The 26,796-nt window shown below is 73.6% G+C and carries 23 protein-coding genes and 1 pseudogene; 19 read left to right on the top strand and 5 right to left on the bottom strand.

What is annotated here, in order from left to right; translation table 11 throughout:
* Window positions 1-4: 4 nt before the first annotated feature.
* Window positions 5-475: pseudogene (locus OG774_RS05440) on the bottom strand (class I fructose-bisphosphate aldolase); the annotation flags it as partial.
* A gap of 118 nt (window positions 476-593) precedes the next feature.
* On the opposite strand from OG774_RS05440, the gene OG774_RS05435 reads away from it, so the two are divergent.
* Both OG774_RS05435 and OG774_RS05430 read left to right on the top strand, forming a co-directional pair.
* Window positions 594-1,481, top strand: a complete 888-nt coding sequence (locus tag OG774_RS05435; protein ID WP_328307406.1) for a siderophore-interacting protein — start codon at window positions 594-596, stop codon at window positions 1,479-1,481.
* A gap of 100 nt (window positions 1,482-1,581) precedes the next feature.
* Window positions 1,582-2,574, top strand: a complete 993-nt coding sequence (locus OG774_RS05430; protein WP_328307404.1) for an IS481 family transposase — start codon at window positions 1,582-1,584, stop codon at window positions 2,572-2,574.
* A gap of 39 nt (window positions 2,575-2,613) precedes the next feature.
* On the opposite strand, the gene OG774_RS05425 is transcribed toward OG774_RS05430, so the two are convergent.
* A complete protein-coding gene (locus tag OG774_RS05425; protein ID WP_328307402.1) occupies window positions 2,614-5,454 on the bottom strand; it encodes an aconitate hydratase in 2,841 nt (946 codons plus the stop codon).
* A gap of 373 nt (window positions 5,455-5,827) precedes the next feature.
* Here OG774_RS05425 and OG774_RS05420 point away from each other — a divergent pair, with 373 nt between their 5' ends.
* The 4 genes from OG774_RS05420 (at window position 5,828) to OG774_RS05405 (ending at window position 10,531) form a co-directional block, all read left to right on the top strand.
* The gene (locus OG774_RS05420) at window positions 5,828-7,222 is read left to right on the top strand and encodes an NlpC/P60 family protein (RefSeq protein WP_328307400.1); all 1,395 of its coding nucleotides are present in this window, start codon (window positions 5,828-5,830) and stop codon (window positions 7,220-7,222) included.
* 153 nt (window positions 7,223-7,375) lie between these two features.
* On the top strand, window positions 7,376-8,431 hold the full coding sequence (locus OG774_RS05415) for an AAA family ATPase (RefSeq protein ID WP_328307398.1): 1,056 nt from the start codon (window positions 7,376-7,378) through the stop codon (window positions 8,429-8,431).
* A gap of 25 nt (window positions 8,432-8,456) precedes the next feature.
* Entirely contained in the window at window positions 8,457-9,557 is a 1,101-nt protein-coding gene (locus tag OG774_RS05410) for a DUF58 domain-containing protein (protein ID WP_442873946.1), read from the top strand.
* Window positions 9,554-10,531, top strand: coding sequence for a VWA domain-containing protein (locus OG774_RS05405; RefSeq protein WP_425550181.1), 978 nt, complete (start codon window positions 9,554-9,556; stop codon window positions 10,529-10,531). The genes OG774_RS05410 and OG774_RS05405 overlap by 4 nt, the downstream gene beginning before the upstream one ends.
* A 1-nt stretch (window position 10,532) precedes the next feature.
* Here OG774_RS05405 and OG774_RS05400 read toward each other — a convergent pair whose 3' ends face one another.
* A complete protein-coding gene (locus tag OG774_RS05400) occupies window positions 10,533-11,648 on the bottom strand; it encodes an alpha/beta hydrolase fold domain-containing protein (protein WP_328307396.1) in 1,116 nt (371 codons plus the stop codon).
* A 178-nt stretch (window positions 11,649-11,826) separates the two neighbouring features.
* On the opposite strand from OG774_RS05400, the gene OG774_RS05395 reads away from it, so the two are divergent.
* The 6 genes from OG774_RS05395 (at window position 11,827) to OG774_RS05370 (ending at window position 17,191) form a co-directional block, all read left to right on the top strand.
* Window positions 11,827-12,531: a beta-ketoacyl-ACP reductase gene (locus tag OG774_RS05395; RefSeq protein ID WP_328307394.1), complete on the top strand. Its 705-nt coding sequence runs from the start codon at window positions 11,827-11,829 to the stop codon at window positions 12,529-12,531.
* A gap of 29 nt (window positions 12,532-12,560) precedes the next feature.
* Window positions 12,561-13,325: an enoyl-ACP reductase FabI gene (gene fabI / locus OG774_RS05390; RefSeq protein ID WP_328307392.1), complete on the top strand. Its 765-nt coding sequence runs from the start codon at window positions 12,561-12,563 to the stop codon at window positions 13,323-13,325.
* A 51-nt stretch (window positions 13,326-13,376) separates the two neighbouring features.
* Complete coding sequence (locus tag OG774_RS05385) at window positions 13,377-14,429, top strand: ferrochelatase (protein ID WP_328307390.1); 1,053 nt, start codon at window positions 13,377-13,379, stop codon at window positions 14,427-14,429.
* Between the two features lie 174 nt (window positions 14,430-14,603).
* The gene (locus tag OG774_RS05380; RefSeq protein WP_274194874.1) at window positions 14,604-15,425 is read left to right on the top strand and encodes an N-acyl homoserine lactonase family protein; all 822 of its coding nucleotides are present in this window, start codon (window positions 14,604-14,606) and stop codon (window positions 15,423-15,425) included.
* Between the two features lie 16 nt (window positions 15,426-15,441).
* Entirely contained in the window at window positions 15,442-16,734 is a 1,293-nt protein-coding gene (locus OG774_RS05375; RefSeq protein ID WP_328307387.1) for a hydroxyacid-oxoacid transhydrogenase, read from the top strand.
* A gap of 4 nt (window positions 16,735-16,738) precedes the next feature.
* Window positions 16,739-17,191, top strand: coding sequence for an FmdB family zinc ribbon protein (locus OG774_RS05370; RefSeq protein ID WP_328307385.1), 453 nt, complete (start codon window positions 16,739-16,741; stop codon window positions 17,189-17,191).
* Here OG774_RS05370 and OG774_RS05365 read toward each other — a convergent pair.
* A complete protein-coding gene (locus OG774_RS05365) occupies window positions 17,188-17,979 on the bottom strand; it encodes a hypothetical protein (protein WP_328307384.1) in 792 nt (263 codons plus the stop codon). The genes OG774_RS05370 and OG774_RS05365 overlap by 4 nt on opposite strands.
* Window positions 17,980-18,501: 522 nt before the next feature.
* On the opposite strand from OG774_RS05365, the gene OG774_RS05360 reads away from it, so the two are divergent.
* The 7 genes from OG774_RS05360 to OG774_RS05330 all read left to right on the top strand — a co-directional run bounded on the left by OG774_RS05360 (window position 18,502) and on the right by OG774_RS05330 (window position 25,174).
* A complete protein-coding gene (locus OG774_RS05360) occupies window positions 18,502-19,449 on the top strand; it encodes a DUF3097 family protein (RefSeq protein WP_328307383.1) in 948 nt (315 codons plus the stop codon).
* A gap of 41 nt (window positions 19,450-19,490) precedes the next feature.
* On the top strand, window positions 19,491-19,976 hold the full coding sequence (locus tag OG774_RS05355) for an NfeD family protein (protein WP_328307381.1): 486 nt from the start codon (window positions 19,491-19,493) through the stop codon (window positions 19,974-19,976).
* Window positions 19,977-19,979: 3 nt separating this feature from the next.
* Window positions 19,980-21,164: an SPFH domain-containing protein gene (locus OG774_RS05350; RefSeq protein WP_328307379.1), complete on the top strand. Its 1,185-nt coding sequence runs from the start codon at window positions 19,980-19,982 to the stop codon at window positions 21,162-21,164.
* 29 nt (window positions 21,165-21,193) lie between these two features.
* Window positions 21,194-22,852, top strand: coding sequence for a glutamate--tRNA ligase (locus OG774_RS05345; protein WP_328307377.1), 1,659 nt, complete (start codon window positions 21,194-21,196; stop codon window positions 22,850-22,852).
* Between the two features lie 5 nt (window positions 22,853-22,857).
* Window positions 22,858-23,640, top strand: coding sequence for an alpha/beta fold hydrolase (locus tag OG774_RS05340; protein WP_328307376.1), 783 nt, complete (start codon window positions 22,858-22,860; stop codon window positions 23,638-23,640).
* A 101-nt stretch (window positions 23,641-23,741) separates the two neighbouring features.
* Window positions 23,742-24,170 carry a hypothetical protein gene (locus tag OG774_RS05335; RefSeq protein WP_328307375.1) on the top strand — a complete coding sequence of 143 codons (429 nt, stop codon included), beginning with the start codon at window positions 23,742-23,744 and terminating at the stop codon, window positions 24,168-24,170.
* A 5-nt stretch (window positions 24,171-24,175) separates the two neighbouring features.
* Window positions 24,176-25,174, top strand: a complete 999-nt coding sequence (locus OG774_RS05330; protein WP_328307374.1) for a DUF3616 domain-containing protein — start codon at window positions 24,176-24,178, stop codon at window positions 25,172-25,174.
* A 52-nt stretch (window positions 25,175-25,226) separates the two neighbouring features.
* Here the strand turns inward: OG774_RS05330 and OG774_RS05325 are convergent, their stop codons facing one another.
* On the bottom strand, window positions 25,227-26,693 hold the full coding sequence (locus OG774_RS05325) for an NAD-dependent succinate-semialdehyde dehydrogenase (RefSeq protein WP_328307373.1): 1,467 nt from the start codon (window positions 26,691-26,693) through the stop codon (window positions 25,227-25,229).
* Between the last annotated feature and the right edge of the window lie 103 nt (window positions 26,694-26,796).

The following is a 26,796-nucleotide window of genomic DNA, read 5'->3' as shown; positions in this document are numbered from 1 at the left end:
GCGCCTGCCCGTGCGCGTTGAGGTCGATGGCCGTCGCCGTCGGCAGCGTGTCGGACACCGTGATCACCGAGCGCCACTTGGCGAAGCGCAGGCCGAGGTCGGCGTACTCGGCGAAGCGCTCGCGCAGACCGTCGAGCCCCTCGGTGACCTTCTCGCCCGGGAAGCCCGCGAGGTCCTTGGCGCCCGCGTCGACCTTGATCCCCGGCACGATCCCGCGCCGCCGCAGGGTCTCGACCATGCCGGTGCCGTCGAGCGCGTCCTGCCGCACGGTCTCGTCGTAGAGGATCACGCCGCCCAGGTACTGCTCGACGTCCTTCGTGGTGAACAGCAGGTCGCGGTACCGCCGCCGCGTCTCCTCCGTCGAGGAGATCCCCACCGCCTCGAAGCGCTTGGTGATCGTCCCGGTGCTCTCGTCGGCGGCGAGGATGCCCCGGCCGTCGGCGAGGATCTCGCGTGCCGTCTCCTGCAGCGTCATGGCCACTCCTTCCGTCTGCCGGAGGGTTGACCGATGGCGGCGTCCGACATGCGCCTTGCCCCGACCACACCGGCAGAAGTTAGGGTCACCTCACCTGGTGGCGGGGAGGGGTGAGCGCGTGACGACGGCGGCGACACGTCCGGCGACCGGCCTGCGACGCGCGGTGGTGCGCGCGATCGAACGACCGACCCCGCGGGTGCTCCGGGTGACCCTCGCGGGTCCGGACCTCGCCGACCTGCCCCTCGCGGCACCCGACGGCTACCTCAAGATCTTCTTCCCGCGGCCCGACGAGGTGGACCCGCAGGTCCCGGCGCTCGACGGGGACGACGTCGGCGGCTGGTTCCGGCGCTACCTCGCGATGCCCGACGACGTCCGCCCCCCGATGCGCACGTTCACGTTGCGGCGGCGACGCGAGGGCCCGGTGGAGTTCGACGTCGACTTCGTCCTGCACGACGAGGGCCCGGCGCGGGACTGGGCGCTGCGGGCCACGCCCGGCGAGCGTGTGGCGTTCACCGGGCCGTACGGCCTCTACACCCCGCGCGACGAGCACGACGCGGTGCTGCTGGCCGGTGACGAGTCCGCGGTGCCGGCGATGGCCGCGATCGTCGAGGGACTGCCGCCCGGGCAGCGCGCGACGGTCCTCGCCGCCGCCCGGGACGTCACCGAGCAGCAGGCCTGGGACACCGCCGGGGACGTCACCGTGCACTGGACGACGCCCGACGCGCTCGCCGGACGTCTGCGCGACCTCGAGCTCCCCGGCGTGCGCCCGTACGTCTGGCTGGCCGGCGAGGCCTCGGAGGTCAAGGCGATGCGGCGGCACGTCGTCCGCGAGCGCGGCGTCGACAAGCGGGACGTGTGCTTCACCGGCTACTGGCGCCGCGGGCGCACCGAGGAGCAGGAGGTGCGCGCCGCGATGGACGGCGGCGCGCCCGCCGACGACGAGCCCGCAAGCGAGCGAAGGGCACCTTCCGCTGATCTAGTTGTACTGACCGGACACGTTGGTTGAGTGCGTGTGACGACACGGTCTGAATGATCTTGAGGGGAGGACCTCTCGGGAGTGCTGTGGAGCTGTCTGACGGCATCCGCTCACCACCGGGAGGTCCTCCGTGACCCACGCTAACGCTGCGCTGACTCCGCGAGCTCGATTGAAGCTGGCGCGTCTGATCGTCGAGGGCGGCTGGCCGATCGCGAGGGCGGCCGAGCGGTTCCAGGTGTCCTGGCCGACCGCGAAGCGCTGGCGGGATCGCTACCTCGAGCTCGGTGCGCCCGGCATGGCCGACCGGTCTTCGCGCCCGCATCGGATGCCGCGGCTGACCCCGCAGCCGGTGGTGCGCAAGATCGTGCACCTGCGCTGGAAGCAGCGCCTCGGGCAGCTCGAGATCGCCGCCCGGCTCGGGCTGGCGGCCTCCACGGTGCACCTGGTGCTGCGCCGCTGCGGGATCAGCCGGCTCAACCAGGTCGACCGGGCCACCGGAGAACCGGTGCGCCGCTACGAGCACCCCCACCCCGGCTCACTGATCCACGTCGATGTGAAGAAGCTCGGCAACATCCCCGACCAGGGTGGATGGCGCTTCCACGGTCGCCAGGCCGGCAACAAGAACCGGGCGGCGACCCCGGGCAAGCCCCGCAACCGTCACCACAACCCGATGATGGGCACCGGGTTCGTGCACACCGTGCTCGATGACCACTCCCGGGTGGCCTACGCCGAGATCCACGACGACGAGAAGGCCCTGACCGCCATCGGGGTGCTGGATCGGGCGGTGGCCTGGTTCGCCGCCCGCGGCGTGGTCGTCGAGCGGGTCCTGTCCGACAACGGCTCGGCCTACAAGTCGTACGCCTGGCGCGACGCCTGCCGCGAACTCGGGATCACTCCGAAGCGGACCCGGCCCTACCGGCCACAGACCAACGGGAAGATCGAACGCTTCCACCGCACCATGACCGCCGGCTGGGCCTTCCGACGCCTCTATCTCAGCGAAACCCAGCGACGGAAGGCCCTACCCGGCTGGCTACACGAGTACAACCACCACCGGCCCCACAGCGCCATCGACAGGCAAGCCCCGATCACCCGCTTGACCAACCTGTCCGGTCAGTACATCTAGTCGGCCGAAGGTGCCCTTCGCGCGGAAAAACCCCGGGTCTCAGCCCAGCATCTTGCGCAGCACGTACGGCAGGATGCCGCCGTTGCGGTAGTACGCCGCCTCACCCGGGGTGTCGATGCGCAGGCGCGCGTCGAACTCGATCGCGTCGCCGGACTCGGGGGTCGCGGTGACGTGCACGGTGTCGGGCACCTCGCCGTCGTTGAGCGCCGTGACGCCCGAGATCGCGAACGTCTCGGTGCCCGTGAGGCCCAGCGAGTCGGCGTCCTGACCGTCCGGGTACTGCAGCGGCAGGACGCCCATCCCGACGAGGTTGGAGCGGTGGATGCGCTCGTAGGACTCGGCGATCACGGCGCGCACGCCGAGCAGCGTCGTGCCCTTGGCCGCCCAGTCGCGCGACGAGCCCGAGCCGTACTCCTTGCCCGCGAGCACGACCAGCGGGGTGCCCTCGGCGGCGTAGTTCTGCGCCGCGTCGTACACCGCCGTCTGCTCCCCGCCGCGGGTGAAGTCGACGGTCCAGCCGCCCTGCGGGAGCTCCCTGCCGGCGCCGTCGCGCAGCTCGTTGCGCAGCCGGATGTTGGCGAAGGTGCCGCGGATCATCACCTCGTGGTTGCCGCGACGGGAGCCGTAGGAGTTGAAGTCCTTGCGCTCGATCCCGTTCTCCTTGAGGTACCGGCCGGCCGGCGAGTCCTCCTTGATGGCACCCGCGGGGGAGATGTGGTCGGTGGTGACCGAGTCGCCCAGCTTGAGCAGCACGCGGGCGCCGTCGAGGTCGGTGACCTCGCTCGGCTCGCGGTCCATGCCCTCGAAGTACGGGGGCTTGCGCACGTAGGTCGAGTCCGGGTCCCAGGTGAACGTCTCACCCTCGGGGGTGTCGAGCGACGTCCAGCGCTCGTCGCCGGCGAAGACGTCGGAGTAGCCCTCGGTGAACTGCTCGGGGGACAGCGCCGAGGAGATCGTCTCCTGGATCTCCTGCGGCGACGGCCAGATGTCCTCGAGCGTCACCGGGTTGCCGTCGGCGTCGTGGCCGAGCGGCTCGGTGGCGAGGTCGAGGTCCATCGTCCCTGCGAGCGCGTAGGCGACGACCAGCGGCGGGCTGGCCAGGTAGTTCATCTTCACGTCGGGGTTGATGCGGCCCTCGAAGTTGCGGTTGCCCGAGAGCACCGCGGTGACCGCGAGGTCGCCCTCGTTGACCGCCTGCGAGATCTCCTCGGGCAGCGGCCCGGAGTTGCCGATGCAGGTGGTGCAGCCGTAGCCGACGAGGTTGAACCCGAGCTTCTCCAGGTAGGGCAGCAGCCCTGAGCGCTCGTAGTAGTCCATGACGACCTTCGACCCGGGGGCCAGCGACGTCTTGACCCACGGCCGGCGCTCGAGGCCCTTCTCGACGGCGTTCCGCGCGAGCAGCGCCGCGCCGATCATCACCGAGGGGTTCGAGGTGTTGGTGCACGAGGTGATCGCGGCGATGGTGACGGCGCCGTGGTCGAGCTCGAGCTCGGTGCCGTCGGACAGGGTCACCGGCACCGGGCTGGACGCCCGGCCGTCGGGGTCGACCGGCTGGCGGTGGACCCGGGGGCGGTCGGCGTCGCCATTGGGGTGCTCGGCGGGCGGGTCGGAGGCCGGGAACGACTCGCTGTCGGACTCCTCGGACTGGCTGCGCGCCGTCCCGTCGTCATCGACGTAGTCGGGCAGCGCGGCGCGGAACGACTCCTTGGCGGCGTCGAGCTGGATGCGGTCCTGCGGGCGCTTCGGGCCGGCGATCGACGGCACGACCGTCGACAGGTCCAGCGACAGCGTCTCGGAGTAGTCCGGCTCGTGCGTCGGGTCGTGCCAGAGGCCCTGCTCCTTGCAGTAGGCCTCGACGAGCGCGACCTGCTCGTCGTCGCGGCCGGTGAAGCGCAGGTACTCGAGGGTCTCGTCGTCGATCGGGAAGATCGCGCAGGTGGAGCCGAACTCCGGGCTCATGTTGCCGATCGTGGCGCGGTTGGCCAGCGGCACGGCGCCGACGCCCTCGCCGTAGAACTCGACGAACTTCCCGACGACGCCGTGCTCGCGCAGCATCTCGGTGATCGTCAGGACCAGGTCGGTGGCGGTGGCGCCCGCGGGCAGCTCGCCGGAGAGCTGGAAGCCGACGACCTTGGGGATGAGCATCGAGACGGGCTGGCCGAGCATGGCCGCCTCGGCCTCGATGCCGCCGACGCCCCAGCCCAGCACGCCGAGGCCGTTGACCATCGTGGTGTGCGAGTCGGTGCCGACGAGGGTGTCGGGGTACGCCTGACCGTTGCGGGTCATGACCACGCGCGCCAGGTGCTCGATGTTGACCTGGTGGACGATGCCGGTGCCGGGTGGGACGACCTTGAACTCGCTGAACGCGGTCTGGCCCCAGCGCAGGAACTTGTAGCGCTCCTCGTTGCGCTGGTACTCCAGCTCCACGTTGCGCTCGAAGGCGTCCGGCGTGCCGAAGAGGTCGGCGACGACGGAGTGGTCGATGACCAGCTCGGCGGGCGCGAGCGGGTTGACGTTCTGGGCGTCGCCCCCGAGCTCGGTGACGGCCTCGCGCATGGTGGCGAGGTCGACGATGCACGGGACGCCGGTGAAGTCCTGCATCACGACGCGGCCGGGGACGTACTGGATCTCGGTGTCGGGCTCGGCCGTCGGGTCCCAGTCCGCCAGCGCGCGGATGCTGGCCTCGGTGGTGACGAGGCCGTCCTCCGTGCGCAGGAGGTTCTCGAGCAGCACCTTGAGGCTGAACGGCAGGCGCTGCGAGCCCTCGACCGCGGACAGACGGAAGATCTCGTAGGACTGGCCGCCGACCTCGAGGGTCCCCCGTGCGCCGAACGAGTCGGCGCTCCCCGTCGCTCCGTCGGACTGGTCTGGCGAGCTCACGGACACGTTCCTCCTTGGTCCTCACGGTGACGGCGAGTGGCGATCGGCCGCGCCCGCGGGGTCGTTTCGGTGTCTGCCGCGTCGTCCTCGGTGGTGGTCCGACGGCGCGGCTCGTGCCGGCCGGCGCGGTGACGACGCCCGACACGGGGGTCTCGCCGGGAGTCTCGCGCACCCACCGGGGTGCCGCACTCCCGCCCTCACCAGCCTACTTCGGAGTACCCAGGACGGAGGGCCGCCGCGCACCGCGGCCGGCCCGGAGACCCCACCCGGGCGGGCGATTCGTGCCACACCTCTGCGTGTCGCACCGGTGACGGGGCGTGCGACGGCCACTCTCCACTGCGCCCGAGACCGACGACCGGCGGAGGAGGACGGCGTGCACGCCCCTCGCACCCGCCGCTGTGCCCGCCGCCTGGTCCTCGTCGCTGTCATCACCGGTGTCCTCGTGCCGGCGCTCGTCCCGGCCGCCCACGCCGGCCCGGGCACGCCTCCCACGCCGCCGCCGCCGCCCGCGTCGTCCGCTCCGGGGACCCCGCCCCCCGACGACCCGGCCGGCGAGGCCGGCTCGCTCGTCGCGCGGATCGCCACGGCGAGGACGGCGCTCGACGCGCTCACCGCGGACCTCGGGCAGCGCCAGGAGCTCGCCAACCGGGCCCTGGCCGACGACACCGCCGCCCGGGCCCGCGCCGACGAGGCGCGGCTCGCCGCCGAGGAGAGCCGGCGCGGGGCCGACGCCGCGGCCGCGGCCGCCGAGCGGGCCCGCGCCGACGCCGACGCGTGGATCACCGCGTGGTTCCAGCAGGCCGACGTGCTCGGGCCGCTCTCGGTGCTCTCGGGCTCCGCCGGCCCCGAGGACGTCGCGGCGCGCGCCCACCTGCGCGACGCCGTCACCGCCGACCAGCGCGCGGCCCTCGACGGCGCCGAGCACGCCCGGATCGAGGCCGCCAACGCCGACTCCCGCGCCCGCGCCGCCCGCATCCTGGCCGACGAGGCCGCTGCCCGGGCCGCGCAGGCACGCACCGCCGCCGACGGCGAGGTCACCCGCGTCCGCACGGACACCGAGGCCCAGCAGGCCCGGCTGCGCGAGCTGACCACCGAGCGCGACGCCGCCGAGTCCCGGCTGCGCGAGCTGGAGGACGCCGACCCCGACCTCGCCGCCCAGCGCGTCCGCGCCGAGGCGTTCGACGAGGCCGCGTCCGCGCGGGACACGGCCCGCGACGTCCGGCTGCGCGACGCCGCGACCGCCGGGCTCACCGCGCGGGCCGGGGGTCTCGCCGGGGGTGTCGCCGGGGGTGCGGACGCGCTCGCCGCGGCGGGCGTCGACACCACCGGGATGAGCGACGAGGTGGAGCTCGTGCTCGAACGGGCGCTCTCGCAGCTCGGCGTCGTCTATGCCTGGGGCGGCGGCGACGGGCAGGGGCCGACGAAGGGCATCCGCGACGGCGGCGTCGCCGACAGCTTCGGGGACTTCGACAAGACCGGCTTCGACTGCTCCGGGCTCATGATCTACGCCTTCGCCGGCGCCGGGAAGGATCTCGCGCACTACAGCGGCTACCAGGCCGAGTCCGGGCAACGGGTGCCGCTGGAGGACCGCAGGCCGGGCGACATGCTGTTCTGGGCCGACGACGACGGCGCGGGCGCCGTGCACCACGTGGCGCTCTACCTCGGGGGCGACCAGATGGTGGAGGCGCCCGAGTCGGGCAAGAAGGTGCGGATCGCCCCGGTGCGGTTCGACGAGGAGATCGTCCCGACGATCACCAGACTGGTGTAGCGGGAGGTTCACGACGCCCACACCGGCCGACGAGTTGCCTGGTTACCGGGCAGGTAGCGTGCCGCCCCGGACGCCCACGTCCGGCTCGGACCGTGGGAGAGCGAGCAACCGAGGGGGACGACGCCGGGTGCGGGGAGTCGGGGAGGGACGCCGATGAGCGAGCCCACGGACGCGGGGACGACGGGCACTTCCGCGACGCCGGCGCACGACGCCGAGCAGCTCGAGCGCACGGTGCTCGAGGTCAAGCGGGTGATCGTCGGCCAGGACCGTCTCGTCGAGCGGATGCTCGTGGGGCTGCTGGCCAAGGGCCACCTGCTCCTCGAGGGCGTGCCCGGCGTGGCCAAGACGCTCGCGGTGGAGACGTTCGCCCGCGTGGTCGGCGGGTCCTTCGCGCGCATCCAGTTCACGCCCGACCTGGTGCCCGCCGACATCCTCGGCACGCGCATCTACCGGCAGGGCCGCGAGCAGTTCGACGTCGAGCTCGGCCCCGTGGTGTCGAACTTCGTGCTCGCCGACGAGATCAACCGCGCGCCCGCGAAGGTGCAGTCGGCGATGCTCGAGGTGATGGCCGAGCGCCACGTCTCCATCGGCGGCGAGACCCACCCGATGCCCGACCCGTTCCTGGTGCTCGCGACGCAGAACCCGATCGAGAACGAGGGCGTCTACCCGCTGCCCGAGGCGCAGCGCGACCGCTTCCTGTTCAAGATCCTCGTCGAGTACCCGACGGCGGACGAGGAGCGGGAGATCGTCTACCGGATGGGCGTGAGCCCGCCGTCGCCGCACCGCGTGCTGGACCCCGCCGAGCTCCGCCGCCTGCAGGACGTCGCGGCGCAGGTGTTCGTGCACCATGCGCTCGTCGACTACGTCGTGCGCCTCGTGGTGGCGACGCGCTCGCCCGCCGAGCACGGGATGACCGACGTCGGCGGCTGGGTGGCCTACGGCGCCTCGCCGCGTGCCTCGCTCGGCATCATCGCCGGTGCCCGCGCGCTGGCCCTGGTGCGCGGGCGCGACTACGTGCTGCCCCAGGACGTCGTCGACATCGCGCCCGACGTGCTGCGCCACCGACTCGTGCTGTCCTACGACGCGCTGGCCGACGGCGTCCCCGTCGACCACGTCGTCACCCGCGTGCTCCAGACCGTCCCGCTCCCGCAGGTGTCGGCCCGCCCGGTGGGCATGGGCCCGGCGCCCGTCCCGGCGGCGGGACGGTGACGGCGCCGGACGAGCGGGTGACCGCGTGAGCGAGCCCGTCTCCCCGGACACCCCGGCGGCGCGGGTCCCGGAGCCCGGACCGCGGCCCGAGGGCGCGCCGCCGGCGACGAGCCCGGCCGGCGGACCCCGCCCGAGCTGGGCACCGCCCCCCACGTCGCCGGTCCCGAGCGGGCCCGACGAGGTCGCGGGGGAGCGCACGCAGGCCCGGCTCTCGGCGTCGCTGCGCACCCTGGAGCTCTCGGTGCGCCGGCGCCTCGACGGCCTGCTGCAGGGCAACCACCTGGGCCTCGTGCCCGGGCCGGGCACCGAGCCGGGGGAGCCGCGGCCCTACCAGCCCGGCGACGACGTGCGGCGCATGGACTGGTCGGTCACCGCCCGCACCACCGAGCCCCACATCCGCGAGACCATCGCCGACCGCGAGCTGGAGACCCAGCTCGTCGTCGACCTCTCGCCGAGCCTCGACTTCGGCACCGCCGCCTGCGAGAAGCGCGACCTGGCGATCGCCGCGTGCGCGGCGGTCACCCACCTGACCCGCGGCGGCGGCAACCGCATCGGCGCCGTGGTCGCGACGGGCGAGCGCACGGTCCGCCTGCCCGCGCGCGGCGGCGAGACCTCGGCCCGCGAGCTGCTGCGGCGGATCGCGGCGACGCCGCCCGCCCCGGAGGGCACGCGCGGTGACCTGCCCGCCGCCCTCGAGGCGCTGCGCCGCCCGCCCCGCCGTCGCGGCCTGGTCGTGGTGGTGTCGGACTTCCTCGGCGACGTCGACTGGGAGCGCGCGCTGCGGGCCCTGCGCGCGCGCCACGACCTGCTCGCCGTCGAGGTCGTCGACCCCCGTGACGAGGAGCTGCCCGACGTCGGCACCGTCGTGCTCGCCGACCCCGAGTCGGGGCGCCGCCGCGAGGTGACGACGACGCCGACCCTGCGCCGGCGCTTCGCCGCCGAGGCCGCCGCCCACCGGGGCCGGGTCGCCGACTCCCTGCGCGCGGCGGGCGCCGGGCACCTCGTGCTGCGCACCGACCGCGACTGGATCGCCGACGTCGTGCGCTTCGCCGTCGCCCGCAAGCGCGGGTGGTCGGGCGGGGCGACGACCGGCCGCGTGCCGACCGCGGCGCCCGGGGGGCGGTGACCGTGTTCGCGCACCCCTGGTGGTTCCTGCTGCTGGTCGTCGTCGCCGCGCTCGCGGTCGGCTACTGGTGGATCAACCGTCGACGCCAGCGCTACACGATGCGCTTCACCAACCTGGCGCTGCTCGAGCGCGTCGCCCCCAAGGGCCCGGGCTGGTGGCGGCACGTGCCGATGGCGCTGCTGCTGGTCGCGCTGGTGCTCATGACGATCGCGCTGGCCGGGCCGCAGGGCACCGCGCAGGTCCCGCGCAACCGCGCCACGGTGATGCTCACGATCGACGTGTCGCTCTCGATGCGCGCCACCGACGTCGAGCCCTCCCGCCTGCAGGTGGCCCAGACCGCCGCCTCGGCCTTCGCCGACCAGCTGCCCGCCGGCATCAACCTCGGGCTCTCGTCGTTCGCCGCGACCCCGAGCACGCTGGTCACGCCCACCACCGACCGCCAGGCGATCAAGAACGCGATCGGGTCGCTGCAGCTCGCGGAGTCCACGGGCACCGGCGACGCGATCCGCGCGAGCCTGGCGGCGATCCGGGCGTTCGGCTCCCAGATCCGCGGCCCCGAGGGCCCGCCGCCGGCCCGGATCATCCTGCTCTCGGACGGCAAGCAGACGACGCCGACCACCGATCCGGCCGACGACCGCGGCGCCTTCCCCGCGTCCGCCGAGGCGCGCGCGGCGGGCGTCCCGATCTCGGCGATCTCGTTCGGCACCGAGTACGGCGAGATCGAGATCGACGGCCGGCCCGTCTCCGTCGCGGTGGCCGACGACCAGATGCGCGAGATCGCCCAGCTCTCGGGCGGCGACTTCCGCCGCGCGTCCACCGAGCTCGACCTGCGCGAGACCTACGCCAACCTCGCCGAGCAGGTCGGCTACGAGGAGCGCACCGTCGACCTCTCGGGGCGCTGGTTCCTCGCGGCCACGATCCTCGTGCTGCTCGGCGTCGTCACGGCGATCGTGACGGGGCAGCGCCTGCCCTGAATCAGTCGTGGACGACGTGCAGTCCGTCCACGAACGCCCGGATGTCGGCGATCGCCGCGCGTCGCTCGGCGGGCAGGGCCTGCCGGAAGATCAGCTCGGCGCCGTGGGTGAGCCCGAGGTTCGTCCGCCCGGCGACCGGGACGCCCGCGGCCAGGAGCTTGCGGTAGTAGGCGAGGCCCTCGTCGCGCAGGGGGTCGAGCTCGTTGACCGTGATCACGTGCGGCGGCAGCCCCGCGAGGTCGTCCGGCGTGGCGAAGTACGGCCAGGCCAGCGGGTCCTCGGTGTGGCGGGCGTGGGGGTCGTAGGCGGCGACGAGCAGGTCCATGAGGGCGCAGTTGATGAAGTACCCGTCGTTCTCGATCATCGACGGGAGCTCGCGGAGCTTGCGCGCGTCGTCCCAGGCGTAGCCGCCGCTGATGTAGGGCACCGACACGTGCACGCCGTCGATGGCGTCGAGGTCGCCGGATCGCTTGGCGCGCAGCGTGGTGGCGAGGACGAGGTTGGCCCCGCCCGACTCACCCTGCAGCACGATCCGGGTCAGGCCCAGCTCGCCGCGCTGGTCGTCGAGCCAGCGCACCGCGGCGGCGCAGTCGTCGAGGCCCGCGGGGAAGGGGTGCGGGCCCAGTTCCGTCCACGCGTTGCGGAACCCGACCCGCACCGCGACGACGCCGCTCAGGGCGAGGTCGCGGCACCAGCGGTCGTGGACCCGGGTCTCGGCGTCGAGGATCGTCATCCCGCCGCCGTGGATGTAGACGACGCCCGGCAGCGGGCCGGCCACGCCCGCCGGGCGGTAGATACGTAGGGGCACGAGGTGCCCGTCGGGGGAGACCACGGAGGTCTCGGTGACCTCGACGGCGTCCTCGGGGGCGTCGTCGGGCAGGTCCAGGGGGACCGCGGCGTAGACGGCGCTGAACCCGTCGTGCAGCCCGCCGACGGCCTCGCTCACCGCCGTCGGGCCGTCGGCGCGCGTGACCGGGGGCGCGGCCGCCGGCCCGTCGAGCCCGAAGGCCGCCAGCGCGGCGACGAGATCCGGCTTCGCCCGCGGGTCGGTCCGCAGGTCGAGGGTGGGGTCGCCGAGGCGGCCCGGGAGGGTCGGCGGGACGTCGGTCGCGGTCATCGGTCCTCCGGGGCGGCGGGGTCGGCTCCGGGGATCGACCCTATGAGCCACGCCACACGGCGCAAGGCGCTGAACGGCCCTGCGTGGTTGCCCGTGGCCCGCCACGGGCAAGGACTCACGAGGGGGAGCCAAAGCGGCTACCCTTCCGCCGCCGCTGGACCCGAACGAGAGGAGTCGCGTGAGCCGCGTCGTGCTGGTCACGGGAGGCAACCGCGGGATCGGGCTCGCCACCGCGCGGGAGCTCGCCGAGCGGGGCCACACGGTGGTGGTCACCCACCGCTCGGGCGAACCCCCGGAGGGCCTGCACGGGGTCAAGGCCGACGTCACCGACTCCGCCTCCGTCGACGCCGCCTTCTCGCAGGTCGAGTCCGAGCACGGGCCGATCGAGGTGGTGGTCGCCAACGCCGGCATCACCCGCGACGGGCTGCTCATGCGCATGCCCGAGGACGCGTTCACCGACGTGCTCGACGCCAACCTCACCGGGGCCTGGCGGGTCACCCAGCGCGCGATCCGGGGGATGGTCAAGGCGCGGTTCGGCCGGCTGATCTACCTCTCCAGCGTCGTCGGGCTCACCGGCGCGCCCGGGCAGGCGAACTACGCCGCCTCGAAGGCCGGCCTCGTCGGCCTCGCCCGCTCGACGGCCCGCGAGCTGGGGGGCCGTGGCATCACCGCCAACGTCGTCGCCCCCGGCTACGTCGACACCGACATGACCGCCGAGCTCACCGACAAGCGGCGCGAGGAGATCCTCGCCTCGATCCCGCTGGGACGCACGGCCGCCCCGGAGGACATCGCGAAGGCCGTCGCCTTCCTCGCCTCCGACGACGCCGCCTACGTCACCGGCGCGGTGCTGCCGGTCGACGGCGGCATCGGCATGGGCCACTAGACACCCGCCAGCGACAACACGGAGACAACGTGACCCTGCTCGAGGGCAAGCGCATCCTGGTCACCGGGATCATCACCGACGCGTCGATCGCCTTCCACGCGGCGAAGGCGGCCCAAGAGGCGGGGGCCACCGTCGTCCTCACCGGCTTCGGGCGCCTCTCGCTGGTCAAGCGCGTGGCCAAGCGGCTGCCCACCGAGGCGCCCGTGATCGAGCTGGACGTCCAGGACCAGGAGCACCTCGACGGCCTCGCCGACAGCGTCCGCGAGCACGTCGACGGCCTCGACGGCGTCCTGCACTCGATCGGCTTCGCGCCGATGGAGGCCCTGGGCGGCAACTTCCTGAACACCGAGTGGAAGGACGTCGCCACCGCGGTCGAGGTCTCGGCCTACTCGTTCAAGTCCCTCGCGATGGCCTGCAAGCCGCTGCTCGGGCGCGGCTCGTCGCTGGTCGGCATGGACTTCGACAACACCGTCGCCTGGCCGGGCTACGACTGGATGGGCGTCGCCAAGGCCGCGCTCGAGGCGACCACCCGCTACCTCGCCCGCGACCTCGGCCCCGAGGGCATCCGCGCGAACCTCGTCGCCGCGGGCCCGGTGCGCACCATGGCGGCGAAGTCGATCCCGGGCTTCGACACGTTCGAGGAGGCCTGGGTCCAGCGCTCGCCGCTGGGCTGGGACCTCGAGGACCCCACCCCGGTCGCGAAGACGATCTGCGCGCTGCTCTCGGACTGGATGCCGGCCACCACCGGCGAGGTCGTCCACGCCGACGGCGGCTACCACGCCATGGGTGCCTAGCCCCGGAGGTCTCACCGTGTAGCTCCCGGGGCACCGGGGGATGCTGGGACGGTGAGTGCTGAGCCCGTCGACGCCGTCCTGGTCCTGTCCTTCGGCGGTCCGGAGGCGCCCGACGAGGTGCGCCCGTTCCTGGAGAACGTGACCCGCGGCCGCAACGTGCCCCCGGAACGTCTCGACGCCGTCGAGGAGCACTACCAGCACTTCGGCGGCGTCAGCCCCATCAACGAGCTCAACCGGCGGCTCGTCGCCGACCTGTCGCGGGCGCTGGAGGAGTCGGGCCGCGGACTGCCGGTGTACTTCGGCAACCGCAACTGGCACCCGTACGCCGAGGACGCCGTCACGGAGATGGCGCGGGACGGGGTGCGCCGGGCCCTGGTCTTCGCGACCAGCGCCTACGGCGGCTACTCCGCCTGCCGGCAGTACCACGAGGACATCGCGCGGGCTCGCGAGGCGGCGATCGCGCGCACCGGCTCGGCGCCGGACCTCGTCAAGCTGCGCCACTTCTACGACCACCCGCTGTTCATCGCGTCGGTGGCCGACGGGGTGCGGGCCGCTTCGGAGGGCCTGGAGGACCCGCGCGTGGTCTTCACCGCGCACTCGATCCCGCTCTCCGCCGACCGGACCGCCGGGCCGCCGGAGGAGGGCGGGCACCGCTACTCTCGGCAGATGGCCGAGGCCGCCCGCCTCGTGGGCGAGGCCGTCGGTGCCCCGGAGCACGACCTCGTGTGGCAGTCGCGCTCGGGCCCGCCCCAGATCCCGTGGCTGGAGCCCGACATCGTCGACCACCTCGACGACCTCCACGACCGCGGTGTGGGCGCCGCCGTCGTCAGCCCCGTGGGCTTCGTCTCCGACCACCTCGAGGTGGTCTGGGACCTCGACAACGAGGCCGCCGAGCACGCCGGGAAGCTGGGCATGGGCTTCGCCCGCGCGGCGAGCGCCGGCTCGGATCCGCGCTTCGTCGAGATGGTCGTGGAGCTCGTCGCGGAGCAGGTCGACGGGGCTCCCTTGCGCAAGCTCGGCATCGCCCCGCGGGCCGGCGTGGGGTGCAACGGCGCCCTCTGCCACCCGGGCTGCTGCGAGCCCGCGAAGCGCCCGGGGAGCTGACGCCGGGCTCTTGCCAATCAGGGGCAGGAGCAGGGGAAACGGTCGCCCGACAGCCGCCATCCGGCGTGTTGCCAGTGATCGTTCGCGTCGCTAGTGTCCGGCGTCACGTGGCCGGAGATGCATCTATCGCCTCCGCGTCCCCCTCCCATCGGTGGCACGGCGAAGGAGCCCTGAATGGCTGCGAGCGGCGAGATCAAGGTCAGCATCCTGGACTGCGGGATGATGACGGCGGACCTGACGTGGCTGCTGCTCAAGCCCGGGCGGTCGATCCGCCCGCGCCAGATGCGCGACCAGCCGACCGAGTGGGCCGACGTGCCGACGCACTGCGTCCTCGTCGAGACCCCCGACGGCACGATCCTGTGGGACACCAGCTGCCCGCGGGACTGGGAGGAGCGCTGGGGCCCGACGGGCCTGCAGGACTTCTTCCCCTACGAGAAGGTCAGCGACGAGGAGTACCTCGACTCGCGCCTGCAGCAGCTCGGCGTCGGGGTCGACCAGATCGACTACGTGGTGCTCTCGCACCTGCACTTCGACCACTGCGGCAACGCCGGCCTGTTCAAGGACTCCACCGCCAAGCTCGTCTGCTCCGACAAGGAGAAGGACTTCGCGTTCGGGTTCGACGGCCTGTTCACCGGCGCGCACCTCAAGACCGACTACGAGGACCTGAACTGGGAGACGGTCTCGGGCGACACCGAGTTCCTCCCCGGCGTCACGCTCCTGCAGACCCCGGGGCACACCCCCGGCACCATGTCGATGCAGGTCGACCTGCCCGACAGCGGCACCATGATCTTCACGTCCGACGCCGTGTACATGGGGGAGAGCTACGGGCCGCCCACCACGCCGGCCGCGATCGTCAACGACATGGGCCAGTTCTACTCGTCGGTGGAGAAGATCCGCGGCGTCGCCGAGAAGACGGACGCGACCGTGGTCTTCGGCCACGACCCCGACCAGATCCGCCAGCTCAAGACCGTGGGCAACGGCGGCCACTACACCTGATCGGAGCACGCCTCCCATGACCGTCCCCCCGGTCCCCACCGAAGAATCGGTCTTCACCTGGGGTGCCCCGCCGCTCAAGTTCGGCGCGGGCGCCTGCGACGAGATCGGCTTCGACCTCGCCCAGTACGGCGCGAAGCGCATCCTGCTGATCACCGACCCGGGCATGCAGCAGACGGGCCTGCCCGACCGCATCGCCGACCAGATCCGCCGGTACGACATGACCGTCGAGATCTTCGACGGCGTGCACGTCGAGCCCACCGACGACTCGATGAACAAGGCCGTCGGCTACGCCCACGAGCAGGGCCCGTGGGACGGGTTCGTGGCCGTGGGCGGCGGCTCGGCGATCGACACGGCCAAGGCCGTCAACCTGCTGACCACCTTCCCCGGCGACCTGATGGACTACATCAACAAGCCGGTCGGCAACGCCCAGGTCCCGCCGGGCCAGCTCAAGCCGCTCATCGCCGTGCCCACCACGGCGGGCACGGGCTCCGAGTCGACGGCGATGTGCGTCCTGGACGTCCTCTCGCTGCGCGTGAAGACGGGGATCAGCCACTGGCGGCTGCGCCCGACGCTCGCCGTCGTCGACCCGCTGCTGACGATGACGCTGCCGCCGGAGGTGACGGCGGCCTCGGGCATGGACATTGTCTGCCACGCGCTCGAGTCCTACACCGCGCGGTGGTACACGACGTTCGACCGCAAGTCGCCCGAGCAGCGGGTGACCTACTGCGGCTCGAACCCGGTGTCGGACCTGTGGTGCGAGAAGTCGATGTCACTGCTCGCCCGCTCGTTCCGCACGGCGGTGGAGCGCGGCGAGGAGGACGTCGACGCCCGGATGGACATGATGATGGCGGCGACCTTCGCCGGCATGGGCTTCGGCAACTCCGGGGTGCACATCCCCCACGCCAACGCCTACCCCATCGCCGGGCAGGTGCGGGACTTCCACCCCGCCGGCTACCCGTCGGACGAGGCGATGGTGCCGCACGGCATGTCGGTGTCGCTGACGGCGCCGGAGGCGTTCCGGTTCAGCTTCGAGGCGGCGCCCGACCGGCACATGGCCGCGGCGCGGATGCTCGGGCCCAACGCCGAGACGCAGTCGAACGCGTCCGAGCAGCTGCCGCACGTGGTCACCGAGCTGATGCGCGACATCCGGATCCCCAACGGCATCGGTGAGGTCGGCTTCGGCGAGGGCGACATCCCCGACCTGGTCGACGGGACGATGAAGCAGCAGCGACTGCTGGCCACCTGCCCGAAGACGCCGACCGAGGACGACCTCGCGGAGATCTTCCGCAAGTCGATCTCGAACTGGTAGCCCGGTGCCGATCTACGACTACCGCTGCGACTGCGGCCTGCGCTTCGAGCGCCTGATCGGGCGCGACGCCCCCGCCCCGGCCTGTCCGGAGTGCGGGGGCGCGTCCCGCAAGGTGCCGTCACGCCCCGCCCTGCACGGGCGCGCCGACGCGGGGCTGGCCAAGGAGCAGATGCCCCAGACCTGGCGGGGCACCTACCACGGCAACCGCGAGTACGTCACCGGGATGCAGCGCAAGTGGGAACAGCGCGAGCGGCTCGAGGCCAAGCACCCGGAGCTGCGCGGGGACACCCGGCCGGTGGCCGCGCACGAGGGGCGCTACGAGCAGGCCCCGCTGCGGGTGGGGGAGCCGATCCTGGGCTCGGGTTCGGGTTCTCCCGGCGGCTCGGACTCCTCCGGGTCGTCGTCGTCCGAGGGGCACGGCCACGGTCACGGCCATGGCCACGGGCACGGGCACTAGGCGGCGCTGAGCACCCGGACGGTCTCGGCGACGGCGGCGACCCGGGCACCCCGCACGGCGGTGGCCAACGGGCGCAGGGCGTCGTTGCGGGCCAGCGCGGCCGACGAGGACTTGGCGCCGCCCGGGTCGTCCCCGGACGCCGCGAGGAGGATCGCCTCCACCTCGTCGGCGTGCTGGAGCACGCGCAGCGGACGGGGCGGGGTGCCGGTCGGCCAGGTCGGGCGCGGCCGGCGGCGCAGGGAGTCCGCGATCTCCTCGCGCACCCCGCGCCGGGGCTTGGCCACGTCGAGCGCGGCGAGGGTGTCGGCCGCGTCGCGCACGAGGCTGCGCAGCTCGTGCTCGGCGTCGGGCAGGCTCGGGTGCGCGGCCGGGGGCACGTCGTCGACGAGGTGCACGGTCCAGCGCAGCACGCCGTCGGCGACGGGCGCGGGGACCGTCGCGAGCCCCGCCCCGGCGAGCACCGCGCACTCGCCGGTCTCCATCGCCGCGGCGCGCAGCGCGCCGGGGCCCGGGAGCCCGCGGACGTCCCCGGCGGTGGGCAGGACGATCCGGGCGTCGGGTCCCGTCGGCGAGCAGCGCTTGCGGGCGAGCGCGAGCAGCACCGCGAGCCCCGTACCGGCCCGGTCCGGGGTCGGCAGGTTGGTCACGGCGGCGGTCGCGGCGTCGGCGGCGACCACGTCGTGGGCCTCGGACCACGGGGTCAGCGCGTCGAGGACGTCGTCGGCCGCGGCGGAGCCCGCGAGCCACGCCGCGCTCCACACGGCCAGGGAAGCACTCGCGCAGGGCACCCGATCACGATACGGGCGCCGCGGGGGTGGGGCCGCCGGGCGGCGGGCTCTCCAGTTCGATCTCTCGAGAGTGTCGTGAGCGTCGTCCGATCGGCGAGGGGCACGTTCCGACCCCCGCGCCGGCCCGTTGATCATGCGCAACGTGCCCCTCGCCGCTCCGGTGACCCGGCGCGCACACCCGACCCGCCGGAGCGAGGGACGCCCCGACTGCTCCGGACGCAGCGAGGGTGACCCTCGCTCGACAGCGCTGGCGGCACTCCCGGGAGATCGAACTGGCGAGCGCCACCCGGCCGGCCCGCGAGGGGCACGTTCCGCAGGCGCTTCGCCCCGTCGATGATGCGCAACGTGCCCCTCGCCGCTCCGGTGACCCGGCGCGCACCCGACCCGCCGGAGCGAGGGACGCCCCGACTGCTCCGGACGCAGCGAAGGTGACCCTCGCGCCCGGCTCCCCGACCACCCCGGCCGTCACCCCTGGGCGTGTCGACCCCGGACGATCATGGCCCGCCGTTAGCGTCCCGGCCCGTGGCGAGGACTCAGGGCCGGGGCATGCACGGCTCCTCCGGCGATGCCGGCTTCCGCACGACCGGCGGGGCGGTGCGCGCCCCGGGCCGCGCGGGCGGCGGCGGGCCGTCCTCCGGTGCCGGGCGCACCGGCGGGCTGCCGGGCCTCGCGCCGCACAAGCCCGCCCGCGAGGTGGTGTCGGTGGTCGCCGAGCCCGGGCTGGTCGTCGAGGACGCCGCCGAGACGTTCTGCGGCGCGGTGATCCGCGCGGACATCCGCGAGGTCGTGCTCGAGGACTCCGCCGGGCGCCGCCGGCTGTTCCCGAACAAGCCGGCGGCCTTCCTGCACGAGGGCCGCCCCGCCACCCTGATCCCGCCGCAGCGCGCCGCCGGGCCGGACACCGCGGTCCAGCGCTCGGCCTCGGGCTCGCGCCGCGTCGAGAACGTCCGCGCGAAGACCGCGCTGCCGCACCGGATCTGGGTCGAGGGACTGCACGACGCCGCGATCGTCGAGCAGGTCTGGGGCCACGACCTGCGCGTCGAGGGCGTCGTCGTCGAGCCGCTGCACGGCGCGGACGTGCTCGTCGAGGCCGCCCGCGAGTTCGGCCCGGGTCCCGACCGGCGCCTCGGGGTGCTCGTCGACCACCTCGTCACCGGCTCCAAGGAGTCTCGGATCGCCGAGGGCCTGCGCCGCGAGCTCGGGTCCGCCGCGGCCCACGTCCTCGTGCTCGGGCACCCCTACGTCGACATCTGGGAGGCCGTGAAGCCCTCCGCCGTGGGCATCGCGGCCTGGCCGAGCATCCCGCGCGGCATCGAGTGGAAGCGCGGCGTGTGCGAGGCCCTCGGGTGGGGCGACGACCGTGACGGTGCCCGGCGGGTCCTGTCGTCGGTGTCGTCGTGGTCCGACCTCGAGACACCCCTGATCACGTCCATGGAACAGCTGATCGACTTCGTGACCGTCGGTCCCTGAACTCACCTCCGCCGACACCCCGGCGTGGCACACTCACCGGTGTGATCCCGCTGCTCTGGCTCGTCGCGGGAGTTCTCCTGATCGCGGTCGAGCTCATGTCCGGCACCCTCGTGCTGCTGATGCTCGGCGTCGCCTCGCTGTTCGCAGCCGGCGCCTCCGCCCTCGGCGTCCCCCTGGGGGCCGACGTCGCGGTCTTCGGGCTGGCCGCCACCCTCCTCGTCCTGCTCGCGCGCCCGCCGCTGCTGCGCCGCGTCCACGGAACGCGCGAGGACGGCACCGCCAACGCCGGGCCGACGGCGCTGCTCGGGGCGATGGCCGAGGTGGTCGAGCCGATCACCGCCGCCGATGCGGGCACCGTGCGCATCGGCGGCGCGCTCTGGACGGCGCGCGCGCTGCACGAGGGCGCCGAGCTGGCCACCGGCGACCCCGTGGTCGTCGTCGACATCCGCGGGGCGACGGCGGTGGTCACGGCGGATGTCGCCGGGCCCGCGCGTCCGTCCCGCCCGCCCCTGCAGGGAGAGAGCTAGCCGATGGACCCCGTCACGCTCGTGCTGTACGTCGTGTCCGCGATCGTGCTCATCCTGATCATCACCGCGGTGGTCAAGAGCGTCACGGTCGTCCGCCAGGCCGAGGCCGCAGTGATCGAGCGGCTGGGGCGCTACCAGCGCACCGCCGCCCCCGGCCTGACGATCCTGGTGCCGTTCATCGACCGGATCCGCGAGCGGGTGGCGCTCTGGGAGCAGGTCGTCTCGTTCCCGCCGCAGCCGGTGATCACCCAGGACAACCTGACGGTCTCCATCGACACCGTCGTGTACTACCAGGTCACCGAGCCGCGCAACGCGGTCTACGAGATCTCCGACTACATCAACGGCGTCCAGCAGCTCACCACGACCACGCTGCGCGACGTCGTCGGCGGGATGAGCCTGGAGGAGGCGCTGACCTCCCGCGAGACGATCAACACCCGCCTGCGCCGGGCCCTCGACGACGCCACCGGGCCCTGGGGTCTGCGCGTCGTCCGCGTCGAGCTCAAGGCCATCGACCCGCCGCCCTCCATCCAGCACTCGATGGAGCAGCAGATGAAGGCCGACCGCGAGAAGCGGGCGATGATCCTCACCGCCGAGGGCCACCGCGAGTCGTCGATCGCCGCGGCACAGGGCAACAAGCAGGCCGCGATCCTCAACGCCGAGGGCTCGAAGCAGGCCGCGATCCTCAACGCCGAGGCCGACCGCCAGGCCACCATGCTGCGCGCGCAGGGCGAGCGGGCCGCCGCGTACTACCAGGCGCAGGGCGAGGCCAAGGCCATCGAGAAGACGTTCGCCGCGATCAAGGCCGGGCGCCCGACGCCGGAGATGCTGGCCTACCAGTACCTGCAGACGCTGCCGCAGATGGCGCAGGGCGACAGCAACAAGATGTGGGTGGTGCCCAGCGACTTCGGCAAGGCGCTCGAGGGCTTCACGAAGATGCTCGGGGCGCCGGGCGAGGACGGGGTGTTCCGCTACCAGCCCTCGCCCGAGGACCCGGCGGCCGCCACGCGGCCGGGCCAGACCGACGACGACGTCGAGGACTGGTTCGACACCAGCACCGACCCCGAGATCGCGAAGGTCGTCGCGGCGGCCGAGCAGCGGGCCGACGCCGCCGTCGCGGAGCCCGAGACGAACGGGCTGGGGCGCCACGCGACCGGCGACGCGGGGCTCCCGCCGACCGACACCGTCTGAGCCGGGGGCCACCTCGTAGATTGGGGGTCATGCTCGATCGCGCCCTCGTCGACGGCCTGTTCCCGGCCGACCTGCCCGAGCCCGCCGAGCTCGAGGAGCGCTACCCGCCGCGCGCGCTCGCCGACGGTGCCCTCGTCACCCGCTTCGGGCCGAGCCCGACCGGGTTCGTGCACATCGGCGGCCTGTACACCGCGATGGTGTCGCGCGACCTCGCGCACTCCACCGACGGCGTCTACGTCCTGCGGATCGAGGACACCGACCAGAGCCGCGAGGTCGAGGGCGCCGACGCGCAGTTCACCCGCGCCTTCGACGCGTTCGACCTCGTCCCCGACGAGGGCGACACCGCACTCCCGGCCCCGCGCGGCGAGTACGGGCCGTACCACCAGTCGCAGCGCGCGGCGATCTACCAGACCTACGTCCGGGAACTGATGCGCCAGGGCACGGCGTATCCGGACTTCGCCACGAAGGAGGAGCTCGCGCAGATCTCCGACGCCCAGCGCACGCTCAAGCTGCCGACCGGCTACTACGGCCGCTGGGCGCCGTGGCGCGACGCGTCCCCCGAGGACGTCCGGGCGGCGCTCGACGCCGGGAAGCCGTGGGTCGCGCGGTTCCGGTCCGAGGGCAAGGTGGGGGAGCGGTTCGCGTTCACCGACCGGCTGCGCGGGCGGGTCGAGATGGAGGACAACCACAACGACGTGGTCATCCTCAAGACCTCGGAGAGCCCGGTCCGGCTGCCGACCTACCACTTCGCGCACGCCGTCGACGACCACCTGATGCGCACGAACCTCGTGGTGCGCACCGAGGAGTGGCTCTCGTCGGTGCCGACGCACCGCCAGCTGTTCGCCGCACTCGGCTTCGAGCCGGTCGACTACGCCCACCTCGCGCCGCTGATGAAGCAGGAGGGCGGGTCGAAGCGCAAGCTCTCCAAGCGCAAGGACGCCGAGGCCGCCGTCGACTACTACCTCGAGGCCGGCTTCCCGGTGCCCGCCGTGCAGTACTACCTGCGCGGGCTCGCCAACCCGCGGCTGGCCGAGGTCCCGCTGGCCGAGGCCCTGGCGACGCCGCTGCGCCTCGACGAGTTCGGGCTCGCCGGCCCGCTGGTCGACACGGTGAAGCTCAGCGACATCTCCGCCGACCACATCGCGACGCTCCCCGGGCCCGAGGTCCTCGCCGGGGTGCGGGCGTGGGCCGCCGAGTACGACCCCGAGGTCGTCAAGGTGCTCGACGCGAACCCCGAGCTCGCGCTCGCGGCGATCGACGTCGAGCGGGTGGGCGTGGAGAACCCGCGCAAGGACCTCGCGAAGTGGTCGGACTTCCGCGAGGCCTACGGCTTCTTCTTCCCCGAGCTCTTCACCGACGTCACCGACCCCGGCGACGAGCGGTTCGGCGAGCTCGATGCGTCGCTGGTGCGCACCGTCGCGGCGGATCTCGCGGACACGTACACTCACGAGGGCGACCAGCCGACGTGGTTCCAGCAGATCCGCGACCTCGCGACCCGCCACGGCTTCGCGCCCAACCCGAAGACGTACAAGAAGGACCCGGACGCCTACCCGGGCATGCTGCGCGACGCCGCCAACGTCGCCCGTGTCGCGATCACCGGCGCGCAGCGCAGCCCCGACCTCTACGAGGTCACCCGGGCCCTCGGTGCCGACGAGGTCGTGCGCCGACTGCGCGCCGTGACGGGCTGACGCCCGTGTACGTCCGCACCGGCGACGGCCGTCGCATCGCCTACGACCGCGAGGGCGCGGGCGGGCGGCCGCTCGTGCTCGTCGGCGGGCTGGGCCAGATGCGGGCCACCGACGCCGCGACGCGCACGCTGACCGGCGAGCTCGCCGCCCGCCGGTTCGACGTCGTGCACCACGACCGCCCCGGGCGGGGCGACAGCACCGGCGACCCGCCGTTCACCCTGGCCGGAGAGGTGGAGGCCCTGCGCGCGCTGGTCGACGAGCTCGGCGGGCGCGCGGCGCTCTACGGCAGCTCGTCGGGCGGCGCGATCGCCATGGCCGCCGCCACCCGGATACCCGGCGTCGACCACCTGGTGCTCTGGGAGACCCCGCTCGGCACCGACGGCTCCGCCGACGCCCGGGCCTGGCACGCCGGCATCGTCGAGCGCACGAGGTCCGCCGGCCCCGAGGCGGTGCTGCGCTTCGCGATGGACGGCATGCCGCCGGAGTGGCTCGACGGGATGCTCGCCGGCCCGGACCGCGAGCGCTACCTGCGGCTCGCGCCGACGACGGCGGCCGACGCCGAGGCGCTGGCGTGGGCGGCCGACGCCCTGCGCGACGGCACGCTCGCCCGGGAGGTCACCGCGCCGACGACGGTGCTGACCGGCACGGCCGCCTGGCCGGTGTTCGTCGAGGCCGCCGACGCGCTGGTCGATGCGCTGCCGCACGCCGAGCGCGGCGAGGTGCCCGGGGCCGCGCACGGCTGGGAACCGGCCGACCTCGCACGGGTGCTGGCTGACGTCCTGCTCTAGTCCTGCTGTGGCCCTGCTGCTGGGTCGACGGGAACATTCCGGGCGGACCGGACCGTCGTACGGGTCGAGATCCTCCCCTCGAGCCACGGCGAGGTGCCGGCATGACCGCCCCGATCCACGAGTCGCCCGCTGCCCGCCACGTCGCCGGGTGCCGCGCGCGGACCGGCGCGCTGGCCGTGGCCCTCGTCGCGGCCGGCCTGCTCGCCGGCTGCGCGCGAGGCACCGGTAGCTCGGTGAGCTGCTCCGGCGACGACTGCCGCGCGACGGTCACGGGCACGCCGATCGAGGTGGACCAGCCCGGCAGCAACCAGAGCAGCGGGTCGGGCCGGAGCACCACCCGCCGGCCCGCGAGCGACGGCGACGGCGTGGACTTCCGGGTGGAGGCGATGGCGCCGGGCTCGGTGGACATCTCCGACGACGGCATCGTCACCCGCGTCGAACAGGGCGGCACCTTCGTCGAGGACGGCTCGACCGTGCGGCTCGAATCCTCGGACGGGCGCACCGCGGTCTTCACGTTCCGGGGACAGTGAGCGCCATGAGCCCGACGACCGTGCCCCTGCACCTCGGAACCCACGCCCCGACGGCGGGCGTGGACCTCTCCGGGGTCGCCGCGGTCGGCGACACGCTCTTCGTGGCCCCGGACGAGGGCTCCTCGCTGCTGGCACTGCGGCGCGACGGCCCGGGGTGGGGGAGCCCCGAGGAGGTGCCGCTCGGCGAGGCCGTCGACCTGCCGGGGAAGCCCGGCGAGGAGGTGGACGCCGAGGGTCTCGACGTCGTCGACGGCTGCCTGTGGGTCGTCGGCTCGCACAGCCCGAAGCGCAAGCGGGTCAAGCCCGGCACCGACCCGGCGGACGTGCCCGCGCGCCTCGCCCGGACGTCGGCGGAGAAGTCGCGGCGTCTGCTCGCCCGGCTGCCGCTGCGGGACGGGGCGGACGGCCCGCGTCCCGCCCCTGGTGCGGGGGCGCGCCTGCCGTCGGGCCGGCGGGGCCTGTGGGGTGCGCTCGCCGACGACGAGCACCTCGGCCCGTTCCTCGGCATCCCGGGCAAGGACAACGGGTTCGACGTCGAGGGCGTCGCGGTGCTGGGCGAGCGGGTCGTCCTCGGCCTGCGCGGCCCGGTGCTGCGCGGGTGGGCCGTGCTGCTGGGGCTCGCGGTGCACGTCGAGACCGGTGTGGACGGCACCGAGCTCGTGCTCGACGGGATCGACAAGGTCTTCCTCGACCTCGACGGCCTCGGCGTGCGCGACCTCGCCCGCGCCGGCGACGACCTGCTCGTCCTCGCGGGCCCGACGATGGTGCTCGACGGGCCGGCCCGCGTCCTGCGCCTGCCCGGGGCGGCGGCGGCCCCGCTCCCGCCGGCGATCTCGCGCGAGGAGATCGAGACGGTCGCGGAGCTGGCCGTCGGCGTGGGCTGCGACCGCCCCGAGGGCCTCGCCGTCCTGCCGGAGGGTCTGCTCGTCCTGCACGACACCCCGGCCGCCCACCGCCTGGACGACGAGACCCTCCTGGGCGACCTCTGGCCTGCGGCCACGTGAGTGATTCGGGTCGCCGGGGCGACCCGAATCACTCACGTGGGCCGGAGGCCCCTCACACGTTCATCGCCACGTACTTGATCTCGAGGTACTCGTCGATGCCGACGGTGCCCCCCTCGCGGCCCAGGCCCGACTGCTTCACGCCGCCGAAGGGCGCGCCGGCGTTGGAGACCATGCCCTGGTTGAGCCCGACCATCCCCGCCTCGAGGCGCTCGGACAGACGGATCGCCCGGCTCAGGTCCTTGGTGTACAGGTAGCTGACCAGGCCGAACTCGGTGTCGTTGGCGGCGCGGATCGCGTCGTCGTCCTCGGTGAACGTGAAGATCGGCGCCACCGGGCCGAAGATCTCCTCCTTGGCCAGGCGCGCCGACGTGGGCACGTCGGAGAGCACCGTCGGCGGGTAGAAGTAGCCCGCGCCCGAGGGGATCTGCCCCCCGGTGCGCACGGTGGCGCCCTTCTGCACGGCGTCGTCGACGAGCTCGGCGACCTTGTCGCGCTGGTCGGCCTCGACGAGCGGGCCCACCTCGACGCCCTCCTCGGTGCCGCGCCCGACCTTCATGTCGGACATCCGGTCGACGAGCTTCTTCGTGAACTCCTCGGCGACGTCGGCGTGGATGTAGAAGCGGTTCGCCGCCGTGCACGCCTCGCCGATGTTGCGCATCTTCGCGAGCATCGCGCCCTGCACGGCCTCGTCGACGTCGGCGTCGGCACACACCACGAACGGGGCGTTGCCGCCGAGCTCCATCGACGTCTTGAGCACCTGCTGCGCCGACTGCTCGATCAGCTTCTGCCCGACCTCGGTGGACCCGGTGAACGACAGCTTGCGGATGCGCCCGTCGGCGATCAGCGGCCCCATCACCTTGCCGGTGGACCTCGTGGTGACGACGTTGAGCACGCCGTCGGGCAGGCCCGCCTCGGCGAGGATGTCGGCCAGCTTGAGGATCGTCAGCGGCGTCAGGCTCGCCGGCTTGATGACCATCGTGCAGCCGGCCGCGATCGCCGGGCCGATCTTGCGGGTGCCCATGGCCAGCGGGAAGTTCCACGGCGTGATCAGCAGGCACGGCCCGATCGGCTGACGCATCACGAGGACGCGCCCGTTCCCCGTGGCGTTGACCTTCCACTCGCCGGAGATCCGCACGGCCTCCTCGGAGAACCAGCGGAAGAACTCGGCGGCGTAGGTGATCTCCGCCTTGGACTCCGCCAGCGGCTTGCCCATCTCCAGAGTCATGATCAGGGCGATGTCGTCGGCGCGCTCGGTGATCAGCTCGAACGCGCGGCGCAGGATCTCCCCGCGCTCGCGGGGCGCGGTGGCGGCCCACTCGGGCTGCGCGTCGTGCGCGGCCTTGAGGGCGACCATCCCATCCTCCGGGGAGGCGTCCGCCACGTCGCAGAGGAGCTCGCCCGTCGACGGGTCCTCGACACCGAACGTCTTCTGCTCGGTGGCGTCGCGCACCGATCCGCCGATGATCAGTCCCTTCGTGACCTCGTCGATCACGCGACGTTCCCGGTCGGTCTCGGCCATGCGTCCCCTCCCGCTTCGTCACGTCCCGATCGGGACGTGCACGACCCATCTTCGCCCCGCTAGGTGCCCCCGTCTCCGCAGGCCCATGCCGACCGTCCGGCCT

The sequence above is a fragment of the Actinomycetospora sp. NBC_00405 genome (assembly GCF_036044095.1).
Taxonomy (GTDB): domain Bacteria; phylum Actinomycetota; class Actinomycetes; order Mycobacteriales; family Pseudonocardiaceae; genus Actinomycetospora; species Actinomycetospora callitridis.
Note: the sequence above shows the minus strand (reverse complement) of the source record. Positions and strands in the feature narration are given on the sequence as shown.